This is a genomic window from Paenibacillus oryzisoli, from assembly GCF_001653565.1.
GTDB lineage: Bacteria > Bacillota > Bacilli > Paenibacillales > NBRC-103111 > Paenibacillus_E > Paenibacillus_E oryzisoli.
The window spans coordinates 1-22,912 of the sequence record NZ_LYPB01000085.1; the positions used below are offsets into that span (position 1 = coordinate 1).

The window sequence follows — 22,912 nt, forward strand, 5'->3', positions numbered from 1 at the left end:
TGTTTGTAGGGGTACAAATACCATACCGAATGAGCGGCCTTTTTGGCTACCTTTTTTTGGTTAATCAACAGGCCTGGAAAACATACAGTTATTTCAAGCCAATTTAGCTAATCATAGTAAATAACTGGAAAATATACAGCTATTTTCAGCCTTTGGCACGCTTTTGGCCAGAATAGTGAAATTTAACTGGAGTTTTTCCATCTAAATGGAAAAACAGGCCGTATCCAGCAGATTTAGATGTAGTTTTTCCATCTAATTGCAGCTCTCTTTCCCCTACTAATTATATACCTTAAACTCGTAGGCAGATGCACTTCCACCACTGTAGCTTGAGCCCGTTACGGTAACTTTGACATATCTGTAAGTGGCAGTGATGGTATCCGTGGTCACATCTTGGGCGGTATTACTCGTTCGATCTAGAATGGTTGTATAGGTCACGTCATCATTGCTGCCTTCAATCTTATAGGCATACGACCTTGGATAGGTTGTGCTGTTGTACCAGTAACTTTCAAGCTTAGAGAGCGCCATGGGGCTTCCAAGATCGACTTTCCACCATTGCGGATAGGTGTTAGTGACAGCCGCCCACCGCGTTGACGTTGCATTGCCATCGTTGGCATTGCTGACATCATTACCTGTTTGGACGGAGCTTGCCGTCGTTGTCTTGCTCTGTGAAACAACTTGCCCTGTTGGGTTTGCGCCTTCATATACTCTGAACTCATAGGCGGATGCACTTCCTCCACTATAGCTGGAGCCTGTTACGGAGACTCTCACATACCTGTAAGTTGCATTAAAAGTATCTGTCGTTAATCCTTGTGTCGCGTTACTTGTTCGATCGAGGATTGTCGTATACGTCACATCATCATTACTTCCTTCAATTTGATACTGGTAGGATCTTGGGTAGGTCGAACTGTTATACCAGTAGCTTTCGAGCTTGGAAATCGGCATGGAACTGCCTAGATCAACCTTCCACCACTGCGGATACGCATTCGTCACAGCTGCCCATCGGGTTGATGTCGTGTTCCCATCATTGGCATTGTTTACTTCATTGCCTGTTTGATAAGAGCTTGCCGTCGTTGTCTTGCCTTGTGACACAATGCCTGTGCCTGTAGTAGCACTTACAGATGAACTCCACAGGCTAGGCCCTTGGCTATTCTTGGCTCTTACCGTGTATGTGTGTGTAGAACCCGCCATTAGCCCTGTATGCGCATAAGGGCTGCTTACGTTACTTACCAAAGCGCCATCAACGATGAGATCATACCCCGTAGCTCCTGTCACTGGTTGCCAACTAACATTAATTAGAGACATGGAGGCTGCGTTCGCAAGGAAACCCGTTGGTATCGAGGGTACATTGGGATTTGAAGCTACTGGTGTAATCGTCATTGCCTGCGGGTTACTGGATCCAAACTTCATACTCTGTATGCGTGCTTGACCTGAAGTAAACTCGACACCTAGCGCACTTGCTCGGTTGACCAATCGATAGGTCGTTAAACCATTCAGACTTGTATTCGTTGCTGCTGCGATTGCAGAAGCCGAGGAAGATGGCGTGAGATAGGCTGGCGTTGCATTTCCGACTGGCAACAGATACCACTGGTCACTGCCGCTTGCTGCCCCATTCCCACCATTACCGCTGGGATTCGCGTTGGCATCCCCCCCACCAGTTACGACGGCTGCACCCATCGCTCGTGTTGCTGGCACCGTCGATCCGGCTACTTTCAAATACTTCCCGGTAGATATGTTCTGCAAGCGATAGAACCCGCTGTTCTTGGAACCATCGAATTCATCCGAAACAGGAATGAATTGCCACTGTCCCGCCGTGCCATCTTGCAGGGCCGTTCCACCTATTTGAATTGTATACGCTGTGGATGCTGAAATTGTCGTACCCGTTTGATCCTTAGGTGGATTATAGGCGGAGTAGTACGTCTGCCCTGCACTAGGTACGGGCGTTGTGTAATTCTTTTGGGAACCCGACAAATCGGAAATCGTCCGGAAGGAAGACCCGCTGACTTGTTGATTGGTCAAACTGCCGGTGTCTAGTTGAGACAAATAACTGCCTACCGTAGAAGGAAGTTTACCCACCACTTTAAATGTATCGGGTTTGCCCAAATCATCTGTCTCGTAGACATACCCGTCATAACCGACAGAACGGTACTTGCCACTATAGGCATTATAGGAGAAAGCATTTTGATATTGCGTATTGACTGGCAGGAATAGGCGTTGTGTCGCTGTATTTTTGAATACGGCATTGCCGTTTGACCCAGCTTGAATGGATGTCAGGTACCCCGTCGCATTGTTTTCTTGATCGATCCAGACTTGACTGTTCTTGATGTAAATCGTCATAGTCGCATCCAGCGCCGGATCCGAATAGGAGACAGAAGGAATGTTGGTTCCGCTCCCATTTTTAATCGTTCCATTGGTCTTATTCGCCGTATACGTGTTGCCTGCGAGATCCTGGAAGGTGAAATCTCCGTTGCTTGCTAGCTTCGTATACGTGATGTTCAAGGCGGAACCGTCCATGCCCGTACCCGTCAAAGTCAAACTATCGGTAGCCGGTGTATAATTAACAGTTAGATTGTGATCACTACCAGCCCCCATTGGACTGCCAATCCAACCCGCATAACCTTTCAATGCCGAACGCGTCCATGTTCCGTTGTACCATACATCCCAAGAGCCCTCGGCCATTTTGGCAGAGATCGGTGAACGAGCAAGACTAAAGTAGGTAAGGATGTTGCTATATCCTGGTTTCACATTAATGTGGTTATTGTAGAGGGCATAGAAGTAACCGTTAACATTATCGACAAAAAAACGCGTACCAGCAACACCGTATGACCAAGTCGTGCCCGGAAAATTCGTACTGGTAGCAGCTTCATTGCTATCGTTCCAAGGCGAAGTGGCAACCTGCCCAATTAATTGCCAAGTAGCTCCTTTATCCGTCGAGTAGGTAGACAGTACACGGTTGTTATGAATACCCGTAGCAATTCGCTCATTATTCGTCGGATTATTCGTCGCAAATGGTGAGAATTGATACTCATCATTAATCAAGGCATACCAGTATCCTGTATCTGGATCAATCCATACTCCGATGCCATCATTATGATCATCCTGGTAAGGCGTTGGGATTCCGTATGTTTCGTCAATCTTATAGTTGAAAGTTCCCGGACGATTCCAATACGAGTTATAAATGGTTGTCGTGCCCCAATTCGTATTCAAGGCTCCCATGTCGGTATTCGTATTGTATTTAATCCATGACCCACCGCTGTCCGATGCCGAGTAGTCGGCTAGTGAATACATCCAGTGAAAATCCCCGTCCTTATCGACAAATGCAGAGCCAGCAATATCCGCTCTGCCCGATGTTAAACTTGGAACGGCTGTATTCTGCACATACGTAGGAAATTTCTCTGTTGCTGCTGCCACCGATTGAACGCCCCCAACGACTTGCCCGGTTAGGATTGTTAGAATTGCTAGTGATTTTGTCAAAGTCGCTTTCTTTATAAGATGCATCTCGTAACCTCCATGTTTTTCCTATTTGTCACGCAACAACCACTTGACCTACTTCAGAAATAACTCACCCCCTTTCCGTGATTTCACCTATAAATACGTGTAGTTTTTGTTGATAATCAACACATTGACTCGCCACGCCATACCGTTGCAACTGTTAAATTTAATTCTCACATATCCATCCTTTCGTTGTGTGACGGGCAATATTTCTGTAGCGTATTGTCCGGCTTTCAACGCTAATTCAGGTTTCCACCTGCTATGCTCGACGATCTCAATCTCCGTAAACGATGATTCCATCTGGTCCCCCGTTACAAATAACAGATCATAACGCCCCTTCGGAAGCTCCACAATAAACGTCGCTTCACATGTGCCGCCAATGAAGTCTCTGCGCAGCTCATCAGGTGCTTCACGATCCATCGCATGGAGGTGATCACTGTTTTCCCATCCGATTCCCGTATAAGATTGGAATACATGCTCTTGGCTTATTTTACGAAACGTTTGCCCGAGAACGCCGTCCATATGCACTTGCCTTGGCAGCACATTCGTGTAATCTTTCTCCAATACATGAGGGGCTACGCCAAAATCAAGCCGATAGGCAGCCAACCTGGATTCTCGATAATTGCCTGCGTAATAATCGAATGTAAAATGATCAAGCATTCTACAGTGCTGCGTGTCTCTGCTCTTGCCAAGAAATACGCGTCGATGGGTATGAGCGACATGAACCAAAGGTTCCTTCTTCTCGGCCGTTAAACATGTCGACGCATCTGCATACAGAACTGGATCGCAATATGCCGATGCCGGTAACATGGCATACTCTCCACCTTGCACAGTCTCGAATGAAATGCGTTCTTGGTCCTGTACAACTTCCATGGCCTGCCAAGTTGAACCGACTTTCCTTGTTACTTCGACGTGTTCCGTCCCCTCAAAGGGATTGCGTATAACAACCTTATTCCCTGCCTTGCTTCGGATCGTCACCCAAGTCGTGCGACCTTCTTTCATTTCAGCACTCACTTCAAATGCACCCACAGCTAGCAATCCCCGAAAGGAGCAATCGCGCCATGCCTCATATTGCTTTACTTTCGTCTCTACCGCATGATCATACAATCCAACTCTCCGTTCCGGCTCAAGCTCGCCCGATGGCAAAGCTGGGAACACCTCGATTACACCTAGGTAGCTCTGCAGCAGCATTTCATTCACCGCAGCTACCATTTCTCCCGATGCTTCCATCATGTGCGGATGGTATAACGGTTCATTCGTAATGTTGCAATAGTTCATCCACCGTTCGGTTTCTTCCGCAAACAGACCGTTGCTCCTCAGGGACAAGTCGATCCCTTGCTCATAAAGCAGCCTAAGCGCCGTATGACCTTTGCCTAATCTCGAAGCGGCACAGGAAAGCCAGCCGAACTGAAACATGCCGTATTCGGTTTGATGTTCCGCATAGCGAAGCGTATTCTCTGCCCTTTTCCTCAACGTCATCTCACTATCTTTGTTGATTTCTCCAATCGGATAAATCGGCATAAGCAGCGAAGGATGGCGCAAATGCAAGTCAATCGGTGCCCACTCTGAATCTCGCAGAACATCCCCGTAGCGCTTGGAATCAGCCGTTGGATAAGGAGACAATTCCTCGACTAGATGCTTCCACTTCAGCTGATCTTCTTCATTTTCACCGAGCAATCCATTTGCTTCAATCGCTATATTCAACACGTATTTGACCGTCGATAAACTGCAGGTTGAGTTGCGGGTCAGTGGCCCCTGTTCCGGCGAAATATCAGGAAAGATATCATAATGTCCAGTCAGCGGATTCGCTTGCAAATAGCCTTCAAAGAAATGGGCAATCTGCTTAAACACCGGATAAGCTTTCTCCCTAAGAAACTCATGGTCCATACTGTATCGATAATAATCCCACAGGAACTGCGCACACCAAGGCCAAATACTCACATATAGCGCATGTGGATAATCCCCTGCAATGCCATCCAAGCCATGGAACTGCTTCGACATTCGTGACGCTAACTCAACGTACGATAGCAGCCCTTCATTGAACACTTCGGCAACTTCAAGATGATTAGCCGTATACAGCGGCCAGAACGCCGCTTGAATATTCACGTCCCAGTACCACATACTGCCCCACTTGGTCGGCTGTTTAATATCCCACAATCCGTTCAAGCCACATGCTTGTTCGCGCATTCTTCCCCCTTTGCCGCTGGAGCAAGCGATTGCATAGAGGTTGATATACCATAGTTCTTCCACCATTTTATCCGGCAAAATAATGGAAGAACGCGACCAAAAGCTGCGCCAATGTTCTTGGTGATAGGCTACTCGTTCCTGCACGTGGGATGATGCCTCATCCAGTCTTTGCTGAGCAGCAAGAAGTAGTTCCTTCGTTTCCTCCTCTGTCACCACGGTTGTCAGTAAAGTTATCTTAGACTCTGCATCATGAAGCACGACTTGGAGGGAACCTTCCAAACTATTAACAGATCCTTTGGCCCCAATCATTCTCATCATGACAATGAACGTGAAGGGATCATATTGTTCCTTGTCCTCGCCATCCGGATAGAAGCTGCCTAGGTAATAGAAAGTCCGCTCATCCAGACGATGATACGCCACTTCCATATCCACATATCTCCCCTGTGGAACAGACAACGCAACAGCTCGCAACAAAGAGGGGGCTGTCTGGGTGATCTCAGTTATAACCAAGTCAACATCCTGTGCGATCCTCGTCTCTACCTTCAACTGCTGATGATCCTTTGCCACTTGCAGGTGAATTACAGCCTTTTCAACGTCAAGCCTTAGGGAATACTCATCAGGTTCTTCCAACTCTTTGGAAGGAAAGATCCCTATCTCCCCCGTCGGATAATGCGAGGTGCCCCCCGAAGGTTTGCCATACTTCCTGTACATACTGTTAGCCGATAATGCATCACCGTATAGATATATAGGGTCCTGCTCAGGATCACGATACCTATCCACAGCCAGCGCATTCAATTCTTCGAATGTCCGCCCATACTGACGTGTGAAATCCGGCCCATCTTCATTCCGATACTTCTGACTGTAACGATGGAGTTTCTGATAATACACCTCATAATGATTAAGCGCCAGCGTCAGCTTGTATTCTTCGAAATACGCCATGCCCCCAAAATGTCCGTTGCCGATGGGCAGCGCCTCATTCCAACTACTCGGAGCATTCTCGAAAGTAACGCCTCTCACACAGATCTCTCCTTCTATTTATCGTGGTGATACGCTGCATGGTTATTCTTTAATAGCTCCAATCATCACACCTTGAACGAAGTACTTCTGAAGGAACGGATACAGACAGATGATCGGCAGTGTAGAGACCATGATGGCTGCATACTTAATGGTTTCACCGATCGCATATTTATCGTCGCCTCCACCGGACATCATCGAATCCGTATTGTTCGAGATCAGAATTTCACGGAGTACTAACTGGAGGGGGTAAGCTTCCCTATTTCGCAGATAAATGAGCGCGTTAAAGTAGGAATTCCAATGTCCTACCGCATACCACAAAATCATGACAGCAATGACCGGCATCGAAAGAGGGATGACAATGCGGAATAGAATTTTCCAATCGCCTGCCCCATCCATCCTAGCGGATTCCTCCAAACTGACCGGGATGCCTTGGAAAGAAGTACGCATAATAATCATATTGAACGTATTAATTGCACCTGGTACAAGAACAGCCCACATGGTATTCATCATGCCTAGATCGTTCACAAGCAGGTAACTCGGAATAAGCCCACCATGAAACACCATCGTCACAACGATGAAAAACATGATGATATTTTTAAAATAGAGATTTGGTCTCGATAATACGTAAGCACCAATAGCTGTCATTAGCAGATTTATCGACGTACCCAGAACCACATATAGAAGTGTATTCTGATACCCTTTCACAATCATGGGATTATCGAAAACAGCTTTATAAGCACCCAGATCAAAGCCTGCCGGTTTGAGCATAATACCACGTTGTTGGAGCAGGGATGTCGCATCGCTAAACGAAGCAAATGCCACGTACAAGAATGGATATAAAGTGGCCGCGCAAAGTACGAGCATGAATAAGATGTTGAAGTAGCCGAATGTACGCTCTCCACGGGTTGGTTTCATATGCAAATCTCCTTACCACAGTTTGTTCTCACTGATCCGCTTCACAGAACTATTGGCCGCTACGATTAGAATAAAACTGATCACCGAGTTGAACAGACCCACAGCTGCTGTAAAGCTATAACTTGCTTCTAGAACCCCTTTGCGATACACGTAAGTCGAAATCACGTCAGCTGTGCCGTAGGTTAGTGGATTGTACAACAAGAGTACCTTCTCACTCCCAACTGTCAGCATATTTCCCATTTGCAAAATAAATAAGATAACGATCGTTGGCATAATGCCTGGAATCGTAATGTGCAGTGTCTGCTTCCAGCGGTTTGCGCCATCCATCCTAGCCGCTTCATACAGCGTCGGGTCAATGGTAGACATGGCTGCCAAATACACGATGGAGCCCCAGCCAATACCTTGCCAGATGCCAGAGGAAACGAACAGAAAGCGGAACCAGCCTTCCTTTTGCAAGAAATCAATGGATTCCATGCCAAAGATGCCTAGAATTTGATTGATGAGTCCATTGCGGCTTAGAAAGTCAATCATCATCCCCGCCACCACAACAATTGAAATGAAATGCGGCAAATAGGAGATTGACTGCACGACTCTCTTAAAGACACTATGGCGAATCTCATTAAGCAATAACGCTAGAACGATCGCTGCCGGGAAGCCGAACAGCAAATCATAGAGGTTAATTAAGATGGTATTCTTAATTAATCGCCAGAAGTAAATCCCGTTAAAGAAGCTTTCGAAATGCTTTAACCCCACCCATGGACTTCCCAAAATCCCTTTCGCTGGGGAGAAGTCCTTAAACGCTATTTGCAATCCATACATAGGTCCATAATGAAAAATTAAATAATACGCAAGCACGGGAATGGCCATCACATAAATCGACCAATGCCGTTTCAAATCCCCACGTATCGTTTCCAAAACAGTCGGATTGCGATAAGATTTCGTTGTCTTTATGGCCTGTGCGGCCTCTATAGGTGCATGGCTATGCCTCATCGTTTCCCCTACCTTTTCCTCGATTTAGAAAAAAGGGGATAAACCCTAGTCGCCGTTCATCCCCCGTTACATCATGCCTCAGCGTTTATTGAAACGCTCCAAAGCCCCTTGCTGGATCTTGGTCGCATCATCGATGCCCATGCTCTTAATCTTCTTCACGTATTGATCAAAGTTATCAATCGGTTCCACACCCATAATGAATTTCAAAAGCATTTCATCTTGATACGTTTGAATATCCGTCACGATGGAAGCGAATTTGCTGCTCTCATCCTGCGTCGGAGAAATGAGTGGAATCTTCCGCTCAGCTGTTGGCTTCGACCAAATTTCCAAGGCTTTCTTCTGCTGTGGCAGAGCCAGATATTGCAATTGGAAATTATCGCTCAGCACGAAAGGTGCACTCCATGTCGCACGATTATATTTGGCAATCGACTGCTGAATGCTTGTTCCTGCTGGCGGGTTCAGAATTTCCGGTAAGAACGTGGCTTTACCGTTTTCCATCTTGTAGCTCGTGCCTTCAACACCGTAGTTGAACAGCAGATCGCCCTTCTCCCCATACGCGTAATCCAGCCATTTCACCGTTTCGATAGGGTTCTTGTTGACGGCCGAAATCGCTGCACCCACACCGTTATATGCAAAATCCTTTTGACCCCAAATGGCTTTGTCACCAGCTTTCAACACCGGATATGGAGCTGCTTCCAAATCGAATTTAGGATCTTTATCCTTCATGAGGCCGGCATATTTCCCAATGCCGCCGCCATTAAAGGACGCTGTTGCCCCCAAGAGGTTGGTGGTCATTTTATTATCCAACAATTTATCGTTCGGAGCTGCGAAATCCTTATCCAGCAAGCCTTCCTTGTACCATTTGTTCATGGTTGCGAGGAATTCCTTGTATTCAGGCTGAATCGGACCGTATTTTACGGTACCACCCTCTTGATAGAAGCTGTAGTTAATGCCCCATGCGCCAAGGAAAGGAGCGTCGGTTGAGAATAAATTTTTATCCAGATAAATGGGAATCTCATCCGCTTTGCCATTGCCATTAGGATCTTTTTCTTTAAAAGCTTTCAGCACGGTATACCACTCGTCGATGGTCGTTGGCATCTTGAGGCCTAACTTATCCAGCCAATCTTGGCGGATTGAAGGTCCAAAAAACACTCTGACTTTGTCATCACCACGTAAGAATGGGAAGGCATAGATGCTTCCTTCATCTGTTGAAATCTGCTTTTTCCAATCAGGATGATCAGCAAGCAGCTTCTTCAGGTTCGGCGCATATTTATCGATGAGATCGTTTAGCTTAATGATCTTCTTGTCTAAAATCGCTTTCTCTGGTCCGCCTGGATAACGGATAACAGCACCGCTTGTTGCTCCCCAACTTGCTTCAATCACATCTGGCAGCTCATTTGTGGCAATCATTAAATTGAATTGTTCTTGTGCTTGTGGAACCTCCAGCGGTGGATGTTGGAACTCTACTTTGACACCCGTTACTTTCTCAAGTTCCTTATACATACCCATTTCCGCATAGGATTTCATTGTCGTTGAGACAGCGGAGTGATTCGCTACCCAGTACGATAATTTCGTTAACTTAGGCGGCTGAGCTTCACTACCTGCTTGTGGCGATGCCGATGAGCTTGTGCTGGCCGTATCGTCGCCACAGGCGGTTACTGAAATGACTAGGGCAGAAAGTAATACAATGGATCCTACTTGTTTGAAACTTCTCTTCATTTTTATAGCCTCCCTTTATAATGAGTAACGCTTTGATTACTGGGCACTTGCGATCGTTGCTTCGTCATCGTCAGCACCTGTTCCCAAGTATGCTTCTCCAAGTCAGATATGAATACTGTCTAGTTCTCATTTCCATTGTATTTTCCTAAGAAATACGGGCATTCTGAGAAATCATCAGTCCGTATTAGAAATGGGCAGTAGCTATTTCTACAGAAATAAGCAGCCCCTAAAGGCTGCTCTTTATGTGTTCTGTACTTGTATGCTCCGCTAAGCTTGTTTCACGGTATTTGCCTGGCGTTACACCTTCCATCTTCTTAAATGCGCGAATGAAGACGACATCGTTGTTATAACCGACCTTCTGAGCAATCTGAACAATTGTCAGTTCTTTGTTCTGCATGAGCAGCTTCGCATGTTGGATCCGCTTCGTCGTAATGTAATCGAGTAGATTCTGCCCTTGATGTTTCTTGAAGAAAGTGGACAAATACTGCGGTGTCATCTGAATTCGTTCCGCAATCTGTGCAACCCCTAGACTCGAGTCACCTAGATTATCGTGAACAATACTGACGATCTCCTGAAGTCTACCCACGCTGTGATCGGAACGATCGAGATTGAACGAACGGGTAAGCGTCTCGTAGAGCTCCTTCGTTTTCGTATACATGCCCTTTGCCGTCGGATAACTGAACACCTCTTTGATCGGATCAAAGTCCGCACCAAGCACGTCTTCCTGATTCGTGTTCGTCGAGTTCATAATTTTCAAGAGTGTACTTGTCACATTGAAAAATAAAGCTTTGCCAAGCTCAGGTGTGATCTGATTGGCATCGAAATTCATCGCATACATTTTATCGAGCAATTTCCCTACATTGTCAACATCTCCGCTGCGAACGAAATTAATCAATTGAATCTCGATTTCCAATGGATAGTAATAATGCTGCTTCACATCGACAATGTCCTGGTAATAAATAATGGCATGTTTTCCCTGAATCAGTCGATATTCAAGCGCCGCCAGTGCTTCTGGATACGAATCGCGAATGGCCTTGGGGCCCTCATGGATGCCCCCAACAGCGATGGTGATACCGATTTGGAAACGCCCGGACATGATGGTGACGAGCGAATTTGTCATTTCCCGAATATCGGTTTCGGCGGATTCATTCCGACTAACCGATAAATTAATAAGCAGTGCTATTCGATCACGGTCAAGCTCCAGCGAGAATCCTCGATGATGAGCCGCAATGAGATCAGCGCCGATATTGGCGGTAATAAATCTAGCATGAGCCCATTGCTGTTCATTTTCGCCTAGTAAATGAATATCTTCAATCTTCACGATAAGAACAGCAAAACGGTCACTCACGAATTTCAAATCCATGAACTGTAGAGAATCTCCATTAGCTTCCGAAATATCCACATCCATGTGACCATTCAGAAGACGGGATAAGTAGTTGGCTCGAATAAATGGCGTTTGCTGGGCCAACGTACTTCGCAGATGCTTCTCTTCATGGATGGAACCTTCAACCGTTAGTCTAATAAACTCGTACTCATTCGAGAAAGGACGCTTAATCAACTCTTTGCCGGACATAATGGCATGTACGGTTTTTTGAAGCGGTTTATACGTGCGGTATACCCCGATACTGACGGCAATAAGCCCAGCAAACAAACAGAGGATGAATAACCCCACTGACCAACTCTTGATTTGATTCACCTGCCCCATGAAAACATCGCTGGGCATAATGGATACGTATTTCCATCCAGCTTTTTGCGAGGCGGAAACCGATACGACTTGATCCACACTCGCCAATCGGTAATCAAATGGTTCCGTGCCGCCATGGATACGAGTCAGCAAATCCGATGGAAATGGGGTCTCACTATTCCTCATAATTGTTCTTCCTGCATCATCGATGATGTAGACTAAGCTGTGGCTTGCCGACTCCATCTGTGCAAACAACTGCTTAACCTGATCGATATCAATCAATACGATAAAACTTCCTAGATTTTGAGATTGTGAATGCACGGGAAGTGACTGCATATAGGTAATCACATCTTTCGGCGGTTGATCGGCCCCATCCGATACGGAACTAAGCGGCATGTACGACATCCGATGTTCCTGATCCAGCAATTGACGCCAACCTTCGTACGACATGTTCTTATAGGAGTAATAGAGGGAATAGAAGGTACGAGAATCCGTCACCAAATCCGATTTGACAATGGAATCACTGCTTGCGAAATACACATAATAATCTAAAATGAAACTGCTGGTCATACTCTGATACTTACTCATCTTATCCCGCATGAATTGGATAAACTCGTATTTGTCAGCATCCGTAGATTTAGCAGGAATTCTAAGCATATAATCCAACTTCGGATCGAACACGACTTGGCGCATTAACGTATCTACTTCCGATAATTTGTTATCGAGTGATAGTTTCAGCTGCTCAAGCATCGCCACATTAGATCTTGTCGAGCTCTTCTCCAGGCTTTGTTCCACCTTCGCGTACAGAAATAGACCCATTGCAAGCGGTATCAATAAAATAAATAGATTGGAGGCGATGATCGTTGAAAGTGCACTTTTGCGACTATTGAAAAGACGTATAAAGAAAGGCATTTTCAAAACAAGCTCACCATCCCGTCTGAGAACGAATTTACTAAAAATTGTAGCCTCTCTTCAACAAAGTTGCAATATAGCATTTTATGCTATTAAACAGCGAAGAACTCCTACTATCGGACATTATGACATAAACAACTTCCTTATGTACATTGTCTTCTCCATCAAATATCTCTAGAATGGAACTTATTCACACCACTAGGAGGTTCCAAGATGAGTTACTCAGCAAGTACATCCAGATATGATGCAATGACTTATAACCGCAGTGGTCGCAGCGGCCTGTTGCTGCCAGCCATTTCGCTCGGACTTTGGCATAATTTCGGCGGGGTTGACACGTTTGAGAATGGTAGAACGATGTTGAAAAGAGCATTCGATTTGGGGATTACGCATTTCGACTTGGCCAACAATTACGGTCCGCCGCCTGGTTCAGCAGAAGAAATGTTCGGTAAGATGCTCAAAGGTGATCTCGCCGCCTATCGAGACGAACTGATCATTTCGACGAAAGCAGGCTATTACATGTGGCCGGGTCCTTACGGAGAATGGGGTTCCAAGAAGAATTTGATCGCCAGTTTGGATCAGAGCTTGAAGCGGATGCAAGTGGACTATGTCGACATCTTCTATCATCACCGTCCAGATCCGAATACACCGCTTGAAGAAACGATGGCTGCCCTGCATCACATCGTTCAACAAGGCAAAGCGCTTTACGTTGGTATTTCCAACTATAAACCTGAGGAAGCGAAAGAAGCCTCCCGCATCTTGAAGCGACTTGGGACGCCTTGCGTGATTCATCAACCGAGTTACTCCATGATGAACCGTTGGATTGAGGATGGTCTTCAGGATGTCTTGGAAGAAGAAGGCATCGGTTCGATTGCCTTTTCACCCTTGTTCAAAGGAATTCTCACTGACCGTTATTTAAACGGAATCGCGCCAGATTCACGAGCTGCAGGCTCCAGTGTATTCCTTAAAGAGTCCGATATTAATGAAGAGCGCATTGGGAAAGTCAGACAATTAAACATCATTGCAGCGGAACGCGGACAGAAAATGTCGCAGATGGCACTCGCATGGGTGCTTCGCGGTGGTCGAGTCACATCAGCCCTTATCGGTGCGAGTAAAGTGAGTCAAATTGAAGATGCGGTTGAAGCATTGAAAGTGGCTGCATTTACCCAAACGGAATTAGACCTTATTGATGGGATTCTGAATTCATAAGCTGACGCAAACTTCAGCTGCAGCGTTTATTATACGTTCTTCATTGTCTGATTCCGAAATTGTTTCGGGGATACGCCCTTTACGCGCTTGAACATTTTGGAAAAGATTAACTGATCAGCATATCCGACGGAGTTCGCAATTTCCCCTATGGCATAGTTGCTCTTCTCCAGCAATTCACTTGCTTTGTTCATCCGAAATTGCAAGAGATATTGCTGGGGAGGCAGCCCTGTCGCTTCTTTGAAAATCGCCGAAAAATATTTGCGATCCAGCTTCAGAAGCGCAGCAAGCCCCTCGATTGACATAGGCTCATTATAATGAGCATGAATAAACTCCATAGCTTGAATCATATAACGATCCCATTTATTTGGAAGAACATCTCCCAGCGAAGAGGCAGGCGCTGCTTCAAGCAATGCTGTCATGAATTCATACAGGATAACTTTCAACTGTAAGTCAGCACTATGGGCGTGACTGTTAGCTTCGGTTAATTGATCATACATCGTCGGCATGACTTTCCGATCCATAGGAAACACGGGCTGCTCGGGTGATAATCGTGTTCGAGATAAGATCGATTCTACCTGTGCTCCTTGAAAGCCAATCCATGAATACGTCCAAGGCTCTGCCTGATCGGCTTCATAATAGCTAATCACATGTGGATATATAAGAAATCCTTGTCCTGGATTCAGCTCATGTGTCTCATTACCGATACGAATAATTCCCTTGCCTTTATGAATCCAATGAATCTTGTACAGATCACGAACCCCCGGCCCTACCGCATGACCAGGCTTACAATCCTCTTTGCCCCAATACAATACATGTAGATCCGGATCCTTCCGATACAATCGTTCCTGATTGTACTGAAAAATAGCCATGCGTCATCATCGCCTTCCCTTGTGTACAGACATTATACCATAAAGGAATCAGCTATTTATCTTAGCACCATGAGAGAGTGCAAATAAAACTGCTTGCTCTCGATCCATTCGCATCCCCGTGATCATTAGTGTTTTAAAGTCTACACCGGCCATTTGAGCACCTCTTACATCCGTGCCTTGCAGCTTCGCTTTCGCGAAATTGGCCATGGTCAGATCACAGTCTCGTAAATCTGCCTTCTCCAAATTGCCCCCCGAGAAATCAGCTTCATGGAAATTCACACCGCGCAAATCCTGTCTAACGAGTCGGCTGTGTCTTAAATTCGTGTAAGACCAATCTCCTTGGTCAATCGTGATGCCATCCATATTCGCGTTCGAGAAATCGGACCCCATCATTTTACAGTTATCGAATTTGGTAACAAATAGATTGGCACTACTGAAATTGCAATTCTCAAACGCGGATTCTCTATGCAGGGAGCCATTCAACGATGCTCCACGAAAGTCACAGGCAATAAAGCGACAGTTACTCGTATTAATTTCCTCCAAAGAACCATTCGCAAATGAGCATTGGTCAAATGTGCACCCGATTAGCTCGCCATATCTCAAATCTTGTGTGCCGAAATTAACTCCTGAATAGGTTTGATTCATTTGTTGAAACATGAGCTGCCTCCTAAGTTTTTGATTATTTTAATATAGCACATGGAAGTCAAGCACCCGCATATCGACAGATGAAAGTCAACATGTTTATTTTTATCCGCATGAAAAAGCGACCTCTTCGCTTCAATAAGAAGTTCCGATGTCGCTTGTTCAGTGTTTGTATGTTGCACTATGAGTTTCGATAGTCCCGAGGATTCATTCCTGTATCCCTGGTGAAAATTCGAGAGAAATAGAAGGAATCCGTAAACCCGCAATCCTCCGCGATTTGTTTGACTGGTAGTTTTGAACTTTTCAGCAGAAATTTGGCTCGATCCAACCTGATTTTGGTCACATATTCAATCAAACTTAATCCCGTATGCTTTTTAAATGTAATGGATAAATAACTTGGAGATAAAGAGACATACTCCGCAATTATTTCCCGGGTGATATTTTCTTGATAGTTGGTTCGGATATAGGCTGACGCCTTCTCAATCATGCTTGCTGTTGAACTCTGTTCGAGTTCCCTGCTAGCAAGTTCGTTCACTGCCTGCACATTATTCAGAAACTCTAATTTGACCAACCATTCATAGTTCCTGCTTTTGGACTGCCATAAATGGAACGCTTTGCGAAAAGATTCTTCAATATGCACTTGCCCTATTGGAAAAACATCCCCACAAATCGGCAACTTCGTCAGATTGTCCACCGACAGCATCTCACCATTCTCCCAACGCACTAAGCGATACAGAAAATGAAACGAAATAAAACAAGCAGGAGACGCTGGATTTGATTCGATTCGCATGTGTACACCAGGCTTTACCTGAAACAAATGACCTGCTTGAAGCTCGTATCTCTCCCCGTCAATCGCAAGGGATCCTGTACCTTGATATACGTATGACAGGGTATGCAACTTGGTATTTTCCCGCTGCAGGAGATAGTTAAACTCCCTCCAAAATACTGGATCCCGCTGCACCACATCGATAATTCTAGGTGTGAAGCTCGTTAGAAATTCATCACTCATAATTGATCCGCCTTCTCGCGGAATTGTCCAGGTGTAATACCCTCATATTTCTTAAATAACCGATTGAAATAAGGAGGCTGGTACCCCACTTGGATCGCAATATCATTAATCTTCTCATCTGTCTCTACGAGCAGCTTTTTGGCTTGATTGAGTCTGAACTGTGTTAAATAGTCGATGAACGTTTGACCAGTGATTTGTTTAAACCCGAGACTTAGCTTCTTCGAATAGGTTCCATGTAGATCAGCACAGGCCTCAAGCGAAATATCTTTGGCATAATTCGAATGAATCGTTTGCAGCACATTCTCTACGAGCTGTTTCAGCTGCATATCTTGCGTACTGTGCAAGCGCGACACATAAGGCTCGATAATATGCTGCTTCATCCAAACAAGGACAGCTTCTGGTTCCCGCACTTCGGCAAGCTGTTCCCACATATCGAGTCCCTCATTCAACGCAAGCGGATTGTAGCCCGAAATCATTATGGTATTCAGCATATTGCTGCATAATTGAAGCAGACCTTGGCGAACGCCAAGTTCAATTACCGATTGATTCTTCAAGAGGCGAAGAAACTCGTCCAACCGCTGCGTTAGCTCCTCTTCATTCCCAGAACGCAATGCCTTAAGAAGCAACCTTTCTTCTTCGAATGGGTACAAAATGGCATCGTGACCACCTGGAATGAGCTCATTCACATCAAGAATTTGCTGCTCCTCTCCAATTTTCCGATAATTCAACGCACTGCGTGCATCATCGAACAGAACAGGGAGTCGTCGTAACTCCGATGTTCGCGTCCCTACGCTTACAGTAACTTCTAATTTAAGTAAACTATTCAATGTGTGTGCAAGCTCTTCTGCCAAATGAAATAGACGGGATTGCATACCTTCAACAGACATATTCGCAGGTTGACGAATGAGGATCCCGAGCGTCATATCCTGGAAATTAACTGAATTCGCCTCCATGCCCTTCCCCTTCGTTAACTCTTGGGTAATGTTTACCGCGGCAAAAGTAACGAGTTGTTCGTCCCCTTGCGAGAATTTCCCTTGAGAACGATAAATGCCATGCATTTGGACAGCTAATACGGCAAATATGCGATCCGATACCTCCCAGCCATACTGCACCATGCGATCCGCTAATTCGATTTCACTTAGGAAAGATAGATGTCCCTGCAACAATTGGAGGAGGAAATTTTCTCGCAAGGCAGGCAGTTGTTGATCAACACGCTCCTGCAAGATCTGACTCTCACGCGAGAGATGCTTCCACTCATCCGCGATGGTTGTAAACTCATCTGCCGTAACGCCAGCTCGGCCTGGTAACAGCTGCTGCATCAGTCGTTGGACAGGTTGGTACATGTGACGATACGAATACCACGAAAGAAACAAGGCCAACAGGATTCCGAAACAACCGGTCATAATCATGACACGTGACACCGTCTGAACGGGTTTGGTCATTTGTTCAAGCGGCGTGGCAGCGGCTATGATCCACATATTCTCAATGCGCTTCATCTGACCATAGGAGACAGAATAAGCTTCGCCATCCCAAGATTCAATTGAGGAAGCACGCTCGGTCTTTTGCCCTAGAACTGATTTCATCAATGTCTGATCTAACGCGGTTGGCTGACTAATATCTGTTGCACCTAATGAAACAATGCCTCCATCCTGCTGCATGAGAACCGTTGCCCCGCTCCCTTCCGAATCTAATTCGGCGATGAGCGCGTTCAATTGTTTGGCGCTTACATCAATGATTAACGCTGCTTCCGTTTCTACGAGCCCACCTGGAATACGAACAACTAATGTATAGGGTACATTCTCCTTGCGCGACGGCAGCCGATTCGTCCAGTACACATCCCGCTGGTACGAAGCCAACGCCCGGTACAACTGCCGTTCCTCCAAGGATTCAATCCCTACGATACCTGTACTTTCTTTAATCAGCACTTGCTGCTTGTCCAGATAGAGGGTTACTTCCTGAATGAGTGGGTCTGACGCTTTGATCCAGGATAGCGCTTGATATATTGATCGAGTACTTCGGTAATCTTTGAATAGATCCAAGTCCTTATAACTACTGCTTAAATTTAAATTAAAGGACCACTGAGCCATGATCGATTCCAAATGGTTTAGATTCTCATTAATACGCTCTGTTGCGTAAGTAACTTGATTGCGGTGCGACTTCTGCCCTTCTGCCTCAATCTGCTGTGTGCCCACCACATAGAGAATCATTCCGATAATCGCTGCTGGTAGACAAGCACTTATAATGGCGATGAGAAATCCCTTACGTTGATAATGCTGTCTCCGCATGCTCATTACGCCTCCCTATCAACATTGGATGATTACCTTTCACCTGTTGTCCATCCATCATATAAGAAAAAAAAGCCATCTGCAAAGGGAAAATCATCAAAAATAAGCCAAGAATGAATGTGCAATGACAGGAAATTCACTGGACTGAAAAGTGATACGCTAGGAAATTCCCTAGAATAACTGTCTAATTGTCGGAAATTAGTGGTTTCCCTATAGTAAAGCCAAGAGACCGAAACTACTTTTTCTGGGAAAGGTGAAAATGATGAAAACGGAAACCACGCACACAACACTTTCTCGCGAAAGACAATCCGCATCTACTTCTTATCTCTCGCCAAGCAGGCGTGTATGGCAAGGGTTGAAACGAGATCGCATGCTGTACTTCATCGCTTCTCCGATGTTGGCCTACTTCCTCATCTTTAAGTACCTGCCAATGTGGGGCGTTCTGATCGCCTTCAAAGACTACTCGCCTTATCTGGGATTCTGGAACAGTCCATGGGTTGGATTTCAACATTTCGAACGTTTTTTCTCGAATGACAGCTTCTTCCTTTTATTACGAAACACACTCGCTATCAATTTACTGAACTTAATTTTCTTCTTCCCCTTACCGATCGTACTCGCACTTATGCTCAATGAGGTACGCAAAGAATGGGTGAAACGCATCATTCAATCCGTTATTTATTTGCCGCATTTCTTATCGTGGGTGGTTATTGTAGGGATAACGTATTTGATGCTCTCGACTTCAAGCGGTTTCGTGAATAAATTTCTGGAATCTCTTGGTTATGACAAAATCAATTTTTTAACAAGTCAGGGCTTGTTTTGGGCCCTACTTACCCTGCAGTCCATCTGGAAAGAAGTCGGCTGGGGTACCGTTATCTTCTTGGCCGCCATCGCATCTGTGGATACACAACTCTTCGAAGCTGCCCGCATCGATGGCGCAGGACGACTTCGCCAAATATGGCACGTCACACTGCCAGCGATCCGCAATGTCATTATTATTCTGCTCATTCTGCGTATTGGACATATGATGGATGTCGGGTTTGAACAAGTCTATCTGATGATGAACGGCGCAGTTTCAGATGTCGCAGATGTGTTCGATACGTATGTGTACCGCAGCGGTATTCAACAAGCACAGTTCAGCTTCAGCACAGCAGTTGGTTTGTTTAAATCCATTGTTGGTGTCATTTTGGTAGTTTTAACGAATCGGCTTGCCAAGAAATTCGGCGATGACGGCATCTATTAGGAGGGCTTACCCATGAATCAACGTACAACATCCGATAAGTGGTTTGAGGGAAGTATTTTAGCAGCATTGATCGTGGTCGCTCTTGTCATGCTATTTCCTTTCTACTATATAACAGCTGTCTCTTTCACATCACCGATTGAATACTTGCAGAAAACCATCGTGATTTTTCCAGAAAAATGGACATTGGACTCCTATCGTTATCTGTTCTCCAATAATGTCTTCATCCAGGCTGCTGGTGTCAGCACCTTCCTAGCCACCGTCGGAACCGCGTTAAGCTTGATCATTACCTCTGCCGGTGCATATGCCTTGTCTAGAAAACGACTTCAAGGTCGAAGAGTGCTGCTCATCTTAATCTTGATGACGACGTTATTCAACCCAGGGATCATTCCCCCTTATCTCGTTGTGAGAGATCTGCATCTGATTAATACGGTTTGGGCGCTTATTCTCCCCGTTCTGACGAGTGGTTGGTATGTCATCTTAATGAAGGGGTTCTTTGACAGCATCCCTGATGAGCTTGAAGAAGCAGCCAAGATCGATGGCGCATCGGATATGGGCGTGTGGTTTCGAATTATTTTACCCTTATCCTTACCTTCGCTTGCAGCCTTTGGCCTCTTCTATGCGGTTGCTTATTGGAACACATTTTTCTCTGCTGTGCTGTATATTACGAAACCTGATCTTCGTCCCTTGCAAATTGTACTTCAACAGCTCCTTATCGATTCCTCATCCTCTTCATCTGGAGAGATTGCCAATAGCATGGTTGGGGAAATTGCCATTCCGACAGATACGCTGAAGATGGCTGCAGTTGTCATCGCAACAATTCCTATTCTACTCGTGTACCCACTGCTACAGAAACATTTTGCTAAAGGGGTGATGGTCGGTTCGATTAAGGGGTAAAAAATTGCGGAAACGCACCTTGAAGTCAGACAGGTTTATAAGTTCAATGAGAAATTGTATGATACCATGGGAGGTTGATTCATTTGAACACTAACAAACACGTATTCACGAAGGGCACCGTGATCAGCATGATCGCGGCATTAACACTTACAGCTTGCAGCTCTGGACAAGAAGCAACAACGGATAAGCAAGCTGAAGCTACTAGTAACGAGCCAATCAAAATTTCCATGTTCACGAATCAACAGGGGGCTCAGGCCGTTGACCCGTCGAATCCTATTCTGCAAGAGATCGAGAAGAAAACCAATACGAAGTTGAATATCACATGGGTCCCCGTTAACACATACTCCGAGAAAACGAAGGTCATGCTAGCTTCCGGCGATTTATCCGATCTTAGTCTAGTGATGAATGTCTTTGATTCACAGGTTGTCCAAATGGCGACTTCCGGCGCATTCTGGGACATTACACCATACATTAAAGATTATAAAACCTTAAGCGCGATGCCTGCTGTAGTATGGGACAATGCCAAAATTAAAGGGAAAAATTACGGAATTCCCCGTCCTCGTCCGTTAGAAGGTTCATGGGGCGTACACGTCCGTAAAGATTGGTTAGATAAGCTTGGCATGAAAGTACCTGAGACGATGGATGAGATGTATACCGTGCTGAAAGCTTTCACGGAAAAGGATCCCGATGGCAATGGCAAAAACGATACAATCGGAATTACAGGTCAAGTAGATGCAGATGGCATGGGCTTATATGGATGGATTGAAGATGTATTCAACAACAATAATGGATTTTGGAAGCTTTCCAATAATCAAATTGTTATTGCTGCTTTAGAGCCAACAGAACGCAAAGCATTAGAATGGCTCAAAAAAGCGTATGATGAGAAAGTGCTAACACAAGATTTCGCTGTGATTAAGAATTCTCAAGCACGTGAGCAATACATGGGTGGCAAGGCTGGTGTGCTCGGTTCTGCCCTTAACCCACAGTGGCTCTATACAGATGCGATGCGCAAAATTGATCCGAAAGCAGACTCATTCCCACTCACATATTTGATGACACCAGACGGAAATAAATTTGCCGCGCAAGATTCGGGGAACTTCGGTATGTACGTCATTCCGAAAACGGTGCCAGAGGCCAAAATGAAGCAACTCTTGAGCTTCATGGATAAACTGTTATCCGATGATGTCGCTGATCTTGCAGCGTATGGCATTTTGGATAAGCACTATACGATCAAAGACGGATTTAAGCAGGCGACTGAACAAGCCAAAGTGGACAACGTTCCTGACGTTACCAATAATCTGCTGCAGATTGCTCAGAAATACGATAAATATACGCGTGCTTATTATAACGGTATTCCCAAAGAGTTCTATGATCGCAGTAAGAAGATTATTGATGACCGTGGTGCTTTCAGTAAGCCCAACGCAGCATACGGCCTCATTTCACAAACCAACTTGACGGCTGGTCCCGAATTGAACAAGAAAATTTTGGATATGAAAATCAAAGTCATCATGGGCAAAGAAACCTTAGCCGCTTGGGATGAATTCGTTGCCAAGACCAAAGCTGATCCAACGTATCTGAAAATTGTACAAGAAATGACGGATGCTTATAAGAATAAGTGAGCCTAACAAATAAACATATGAAACAAGCGCTGAACGTCAGCAGACCTAACCAGGTACAATTGTATCTAGTTAGGTCTGTTTGGGGATTCTGCGTTATTTGAAGGGATATGCGACCAGCGGCTGGACTCGCCGGTTCGCGGCTGTAAGTCGATTATTTCGACTTACAGCTTCTCGGCGTCGCAGATTCGCGGCTGTAAGTCGATTATTTCGACTTACAGCTTCTCGGCGTCGCAGA

General features: G+C 45.4%; 14 protein-coding genes. 4 read left to right on the forward strand and 10 right to left on the reverse strand.

Features of this window, described 5'->3' with window-relative positions:
* Positions 1-276: 276 nt before the first annotated feature.
* From A8708_RS26290 to A8708_RS26315, 6 genes are all read right to left on the reverse strand, one after another.
* On the reverse strand, positions 277-3,495 hold the full coding sequence (locus tag A8708_RS26290) for a galactose-binding domain-containing protein (protein ID WP_068668568.1): 3,219 nt from the start codon (positions 3,493-3,495) through the stop codon (positions 277-279).
* Between the two features lie 87 nt (positions 3,496-3,582).
* Entirely contained in the window at positions 3,583-6,693 is a 3,111-nt protein-coding gene (locus A8708_RS26295; RefSeq protein WP_068668570.1) for a glycosyl hydrolase family 95 catalytic domain-containing protein, read from the reverse strand.
* Between the two features lie 42 nt (positions 6,694-6,735).
* Positions 6,736-7,608: a carbohydrate ABC transporter permease gene (locus A8708_RS26300; RefSeq protein ID WP_068668572.1), complete on the reverse strand. Its 873-nt coding sequence runs from the start codon at positions 7,606-7,608 to the stop codon at positions 6,736-6,738.
* Between the two features lie 12 nt (positions 7,609-7,620).
* Positions 7,621-8,598: an ABC transporter permease gene (locus tag A8708_RS26305; protein ID WP_082927818.1), complete on the reverse strand. Its 978-nt coding sequence runs from the start codon at positions 8,596-8,598 to the stop codon at positions 7,621-7,623.
* Between the two features lie 78 nt (positions 8,599-8,676).
* Positions 8,677-10,317 carry a type 2 periplasmic-binding domain-containing protein gene (locus tag A8708_RS26310; RefSeq protein WP_068668573.1) on the reverse strand — a complete coding sequence of 547 codons (1,641 nt, stop codon included), beginning with the start codon at positions 10,315-10,317 and terminating at the stop codon, positions 8,677-8,679.
* 226 nt (positions 10,318-10,543) lie between these two features.
* Positions 10,544-12,913 (reverse strand): helix-turn-helix domain-containing protein, encoded by a 2,370-nt coding sequence (locus A8708_RS26315; protein ID WP_068668695.1) that lies wholly within the window; start codon positions 12,911-12,913, stop codon positions 10,544-10,546.
* Positions 12,914-13,126: 213 nt separating this feature from the next.
* Between A8708_RS26315 and A8708_RS26320 the strand changes: the two genes are divergently transcribed.
* Positions 13,127-14,119, forward strand: coding sequence for an aldo/keto reductase (locus A8708_RS26320; protein ID WP_068668574.1), 993 nt, complete (start codon positions 13,127-13,129; stop codon positions 14,117-14,119).
* 29 nt (positions 14,120-14,148) lie between these two features.
* On the opposite strand, the gene A8708_RS26325 is transcribed toward A8708_RS26320, so the two are convergent.
* The 4 genes from A8708_RS26325 to A8708_RS26340 all read right to left on the reverse strand — a co-directional run bounded on the left by A8708_RS26325 (position 14,149) and on the right by A8708_RS26340 (position 18,924).
* Positions 14,149-14,988: an AraC family transcriptional regulator gene (locus A8708_RS26325; RefSeq protein WP_068668576.1), complete on the reverse strand. Its 840-nt coding sequence runs from the start codon at positions 14,986-14,988 to the stop codon at positions 14,149-14,151.
* Positions 14,989-15,036: 48 nt separating this feature from the next.
* The gene (locus A8708_RS26330; RefSeq protein ID WP_068668579.1) at positions 15,037-15,645 is read right to left on the reverse strand and encodes a pentapeptide repeat-containing protein; all 609 of its coding nucleotides are present in this window, start codon (positions 15,643-15,645) and stop codon (positions 15,037-15,039) included.
* Between the two features lie 166 nt (positions 15,646-15,811).
* Entirely contained in the window at positions 15,812-16,639 is an 828-nt protein-coding gene (locus tag A8708_RS26335) for an AraC family transcriptional regulator (RefSeq protein ID WP_068668581.1), read from the reverse strand.
* Positions 16,636-18,924: an AraC family transcriptional regulator gene (locus tag A8708_RS26340; RefSeq protein ID WP_068668583.1), complete on the reverse strand. Its 2,289-nt coding sequence runs from the start codon at positions 18,922-18,924 to the stop codon at positions 16,636-16,638. The genes A8708_RS26335 and A8708_RS26340 overlap by 4 nt, the downstream gene beginning before the upstream one ends.
* A 262-nt stretch (positions 18,925-19,186) precedes the next feature.
* Here A8708_RS26340 and A8708_RS26345 point away from each other — a divergent pair, with 262 nt between their 5' ends.
* The 3 genes from A8708_RS26345 (at position 19,187) to A8708_RS26355 (ending at position 22,677) form a co-directional block, all read left to right on the forward strand.
* On the forward strand, positions 19,187-20,164 hold the full coding sequence (locus tag A8708_RS26345) for an ABC transporter permease (RefSeq protein ID WP_420848617.1): 978 nt from the start codon (positions 19,187-19,189) through the stop codon (positions 20,162-20,164).
* 12 nt (positions 20,165-20,176) lie between these two features.
* On the forward strand, positions 20,177-21,058 hold the full coding sequence (locus tag A8708_RS26350) for a carbohydrate ABC transporter permease (RefSeq protein ID WP_068668587.1): 882 nt from the start codon (positions 20,177-20,179) through the stop codon (positions 21,056-21,058).
* Between the two features lie 83 nt (positions 21,059-21,141).
* Positions 21,142-22,677, forward strand: coding sequence for a type 2 periplasmic-binding domain-containing protein (locus A8708_RS26355; RefSeq protein ID WP_239696856.1), 1,536 nt, complete (start codon positions 21,142-21,144; stop codon positions 22,675-22,677).
* Positions 22,678-22,912: the final 235 nt, after the last annotated feature.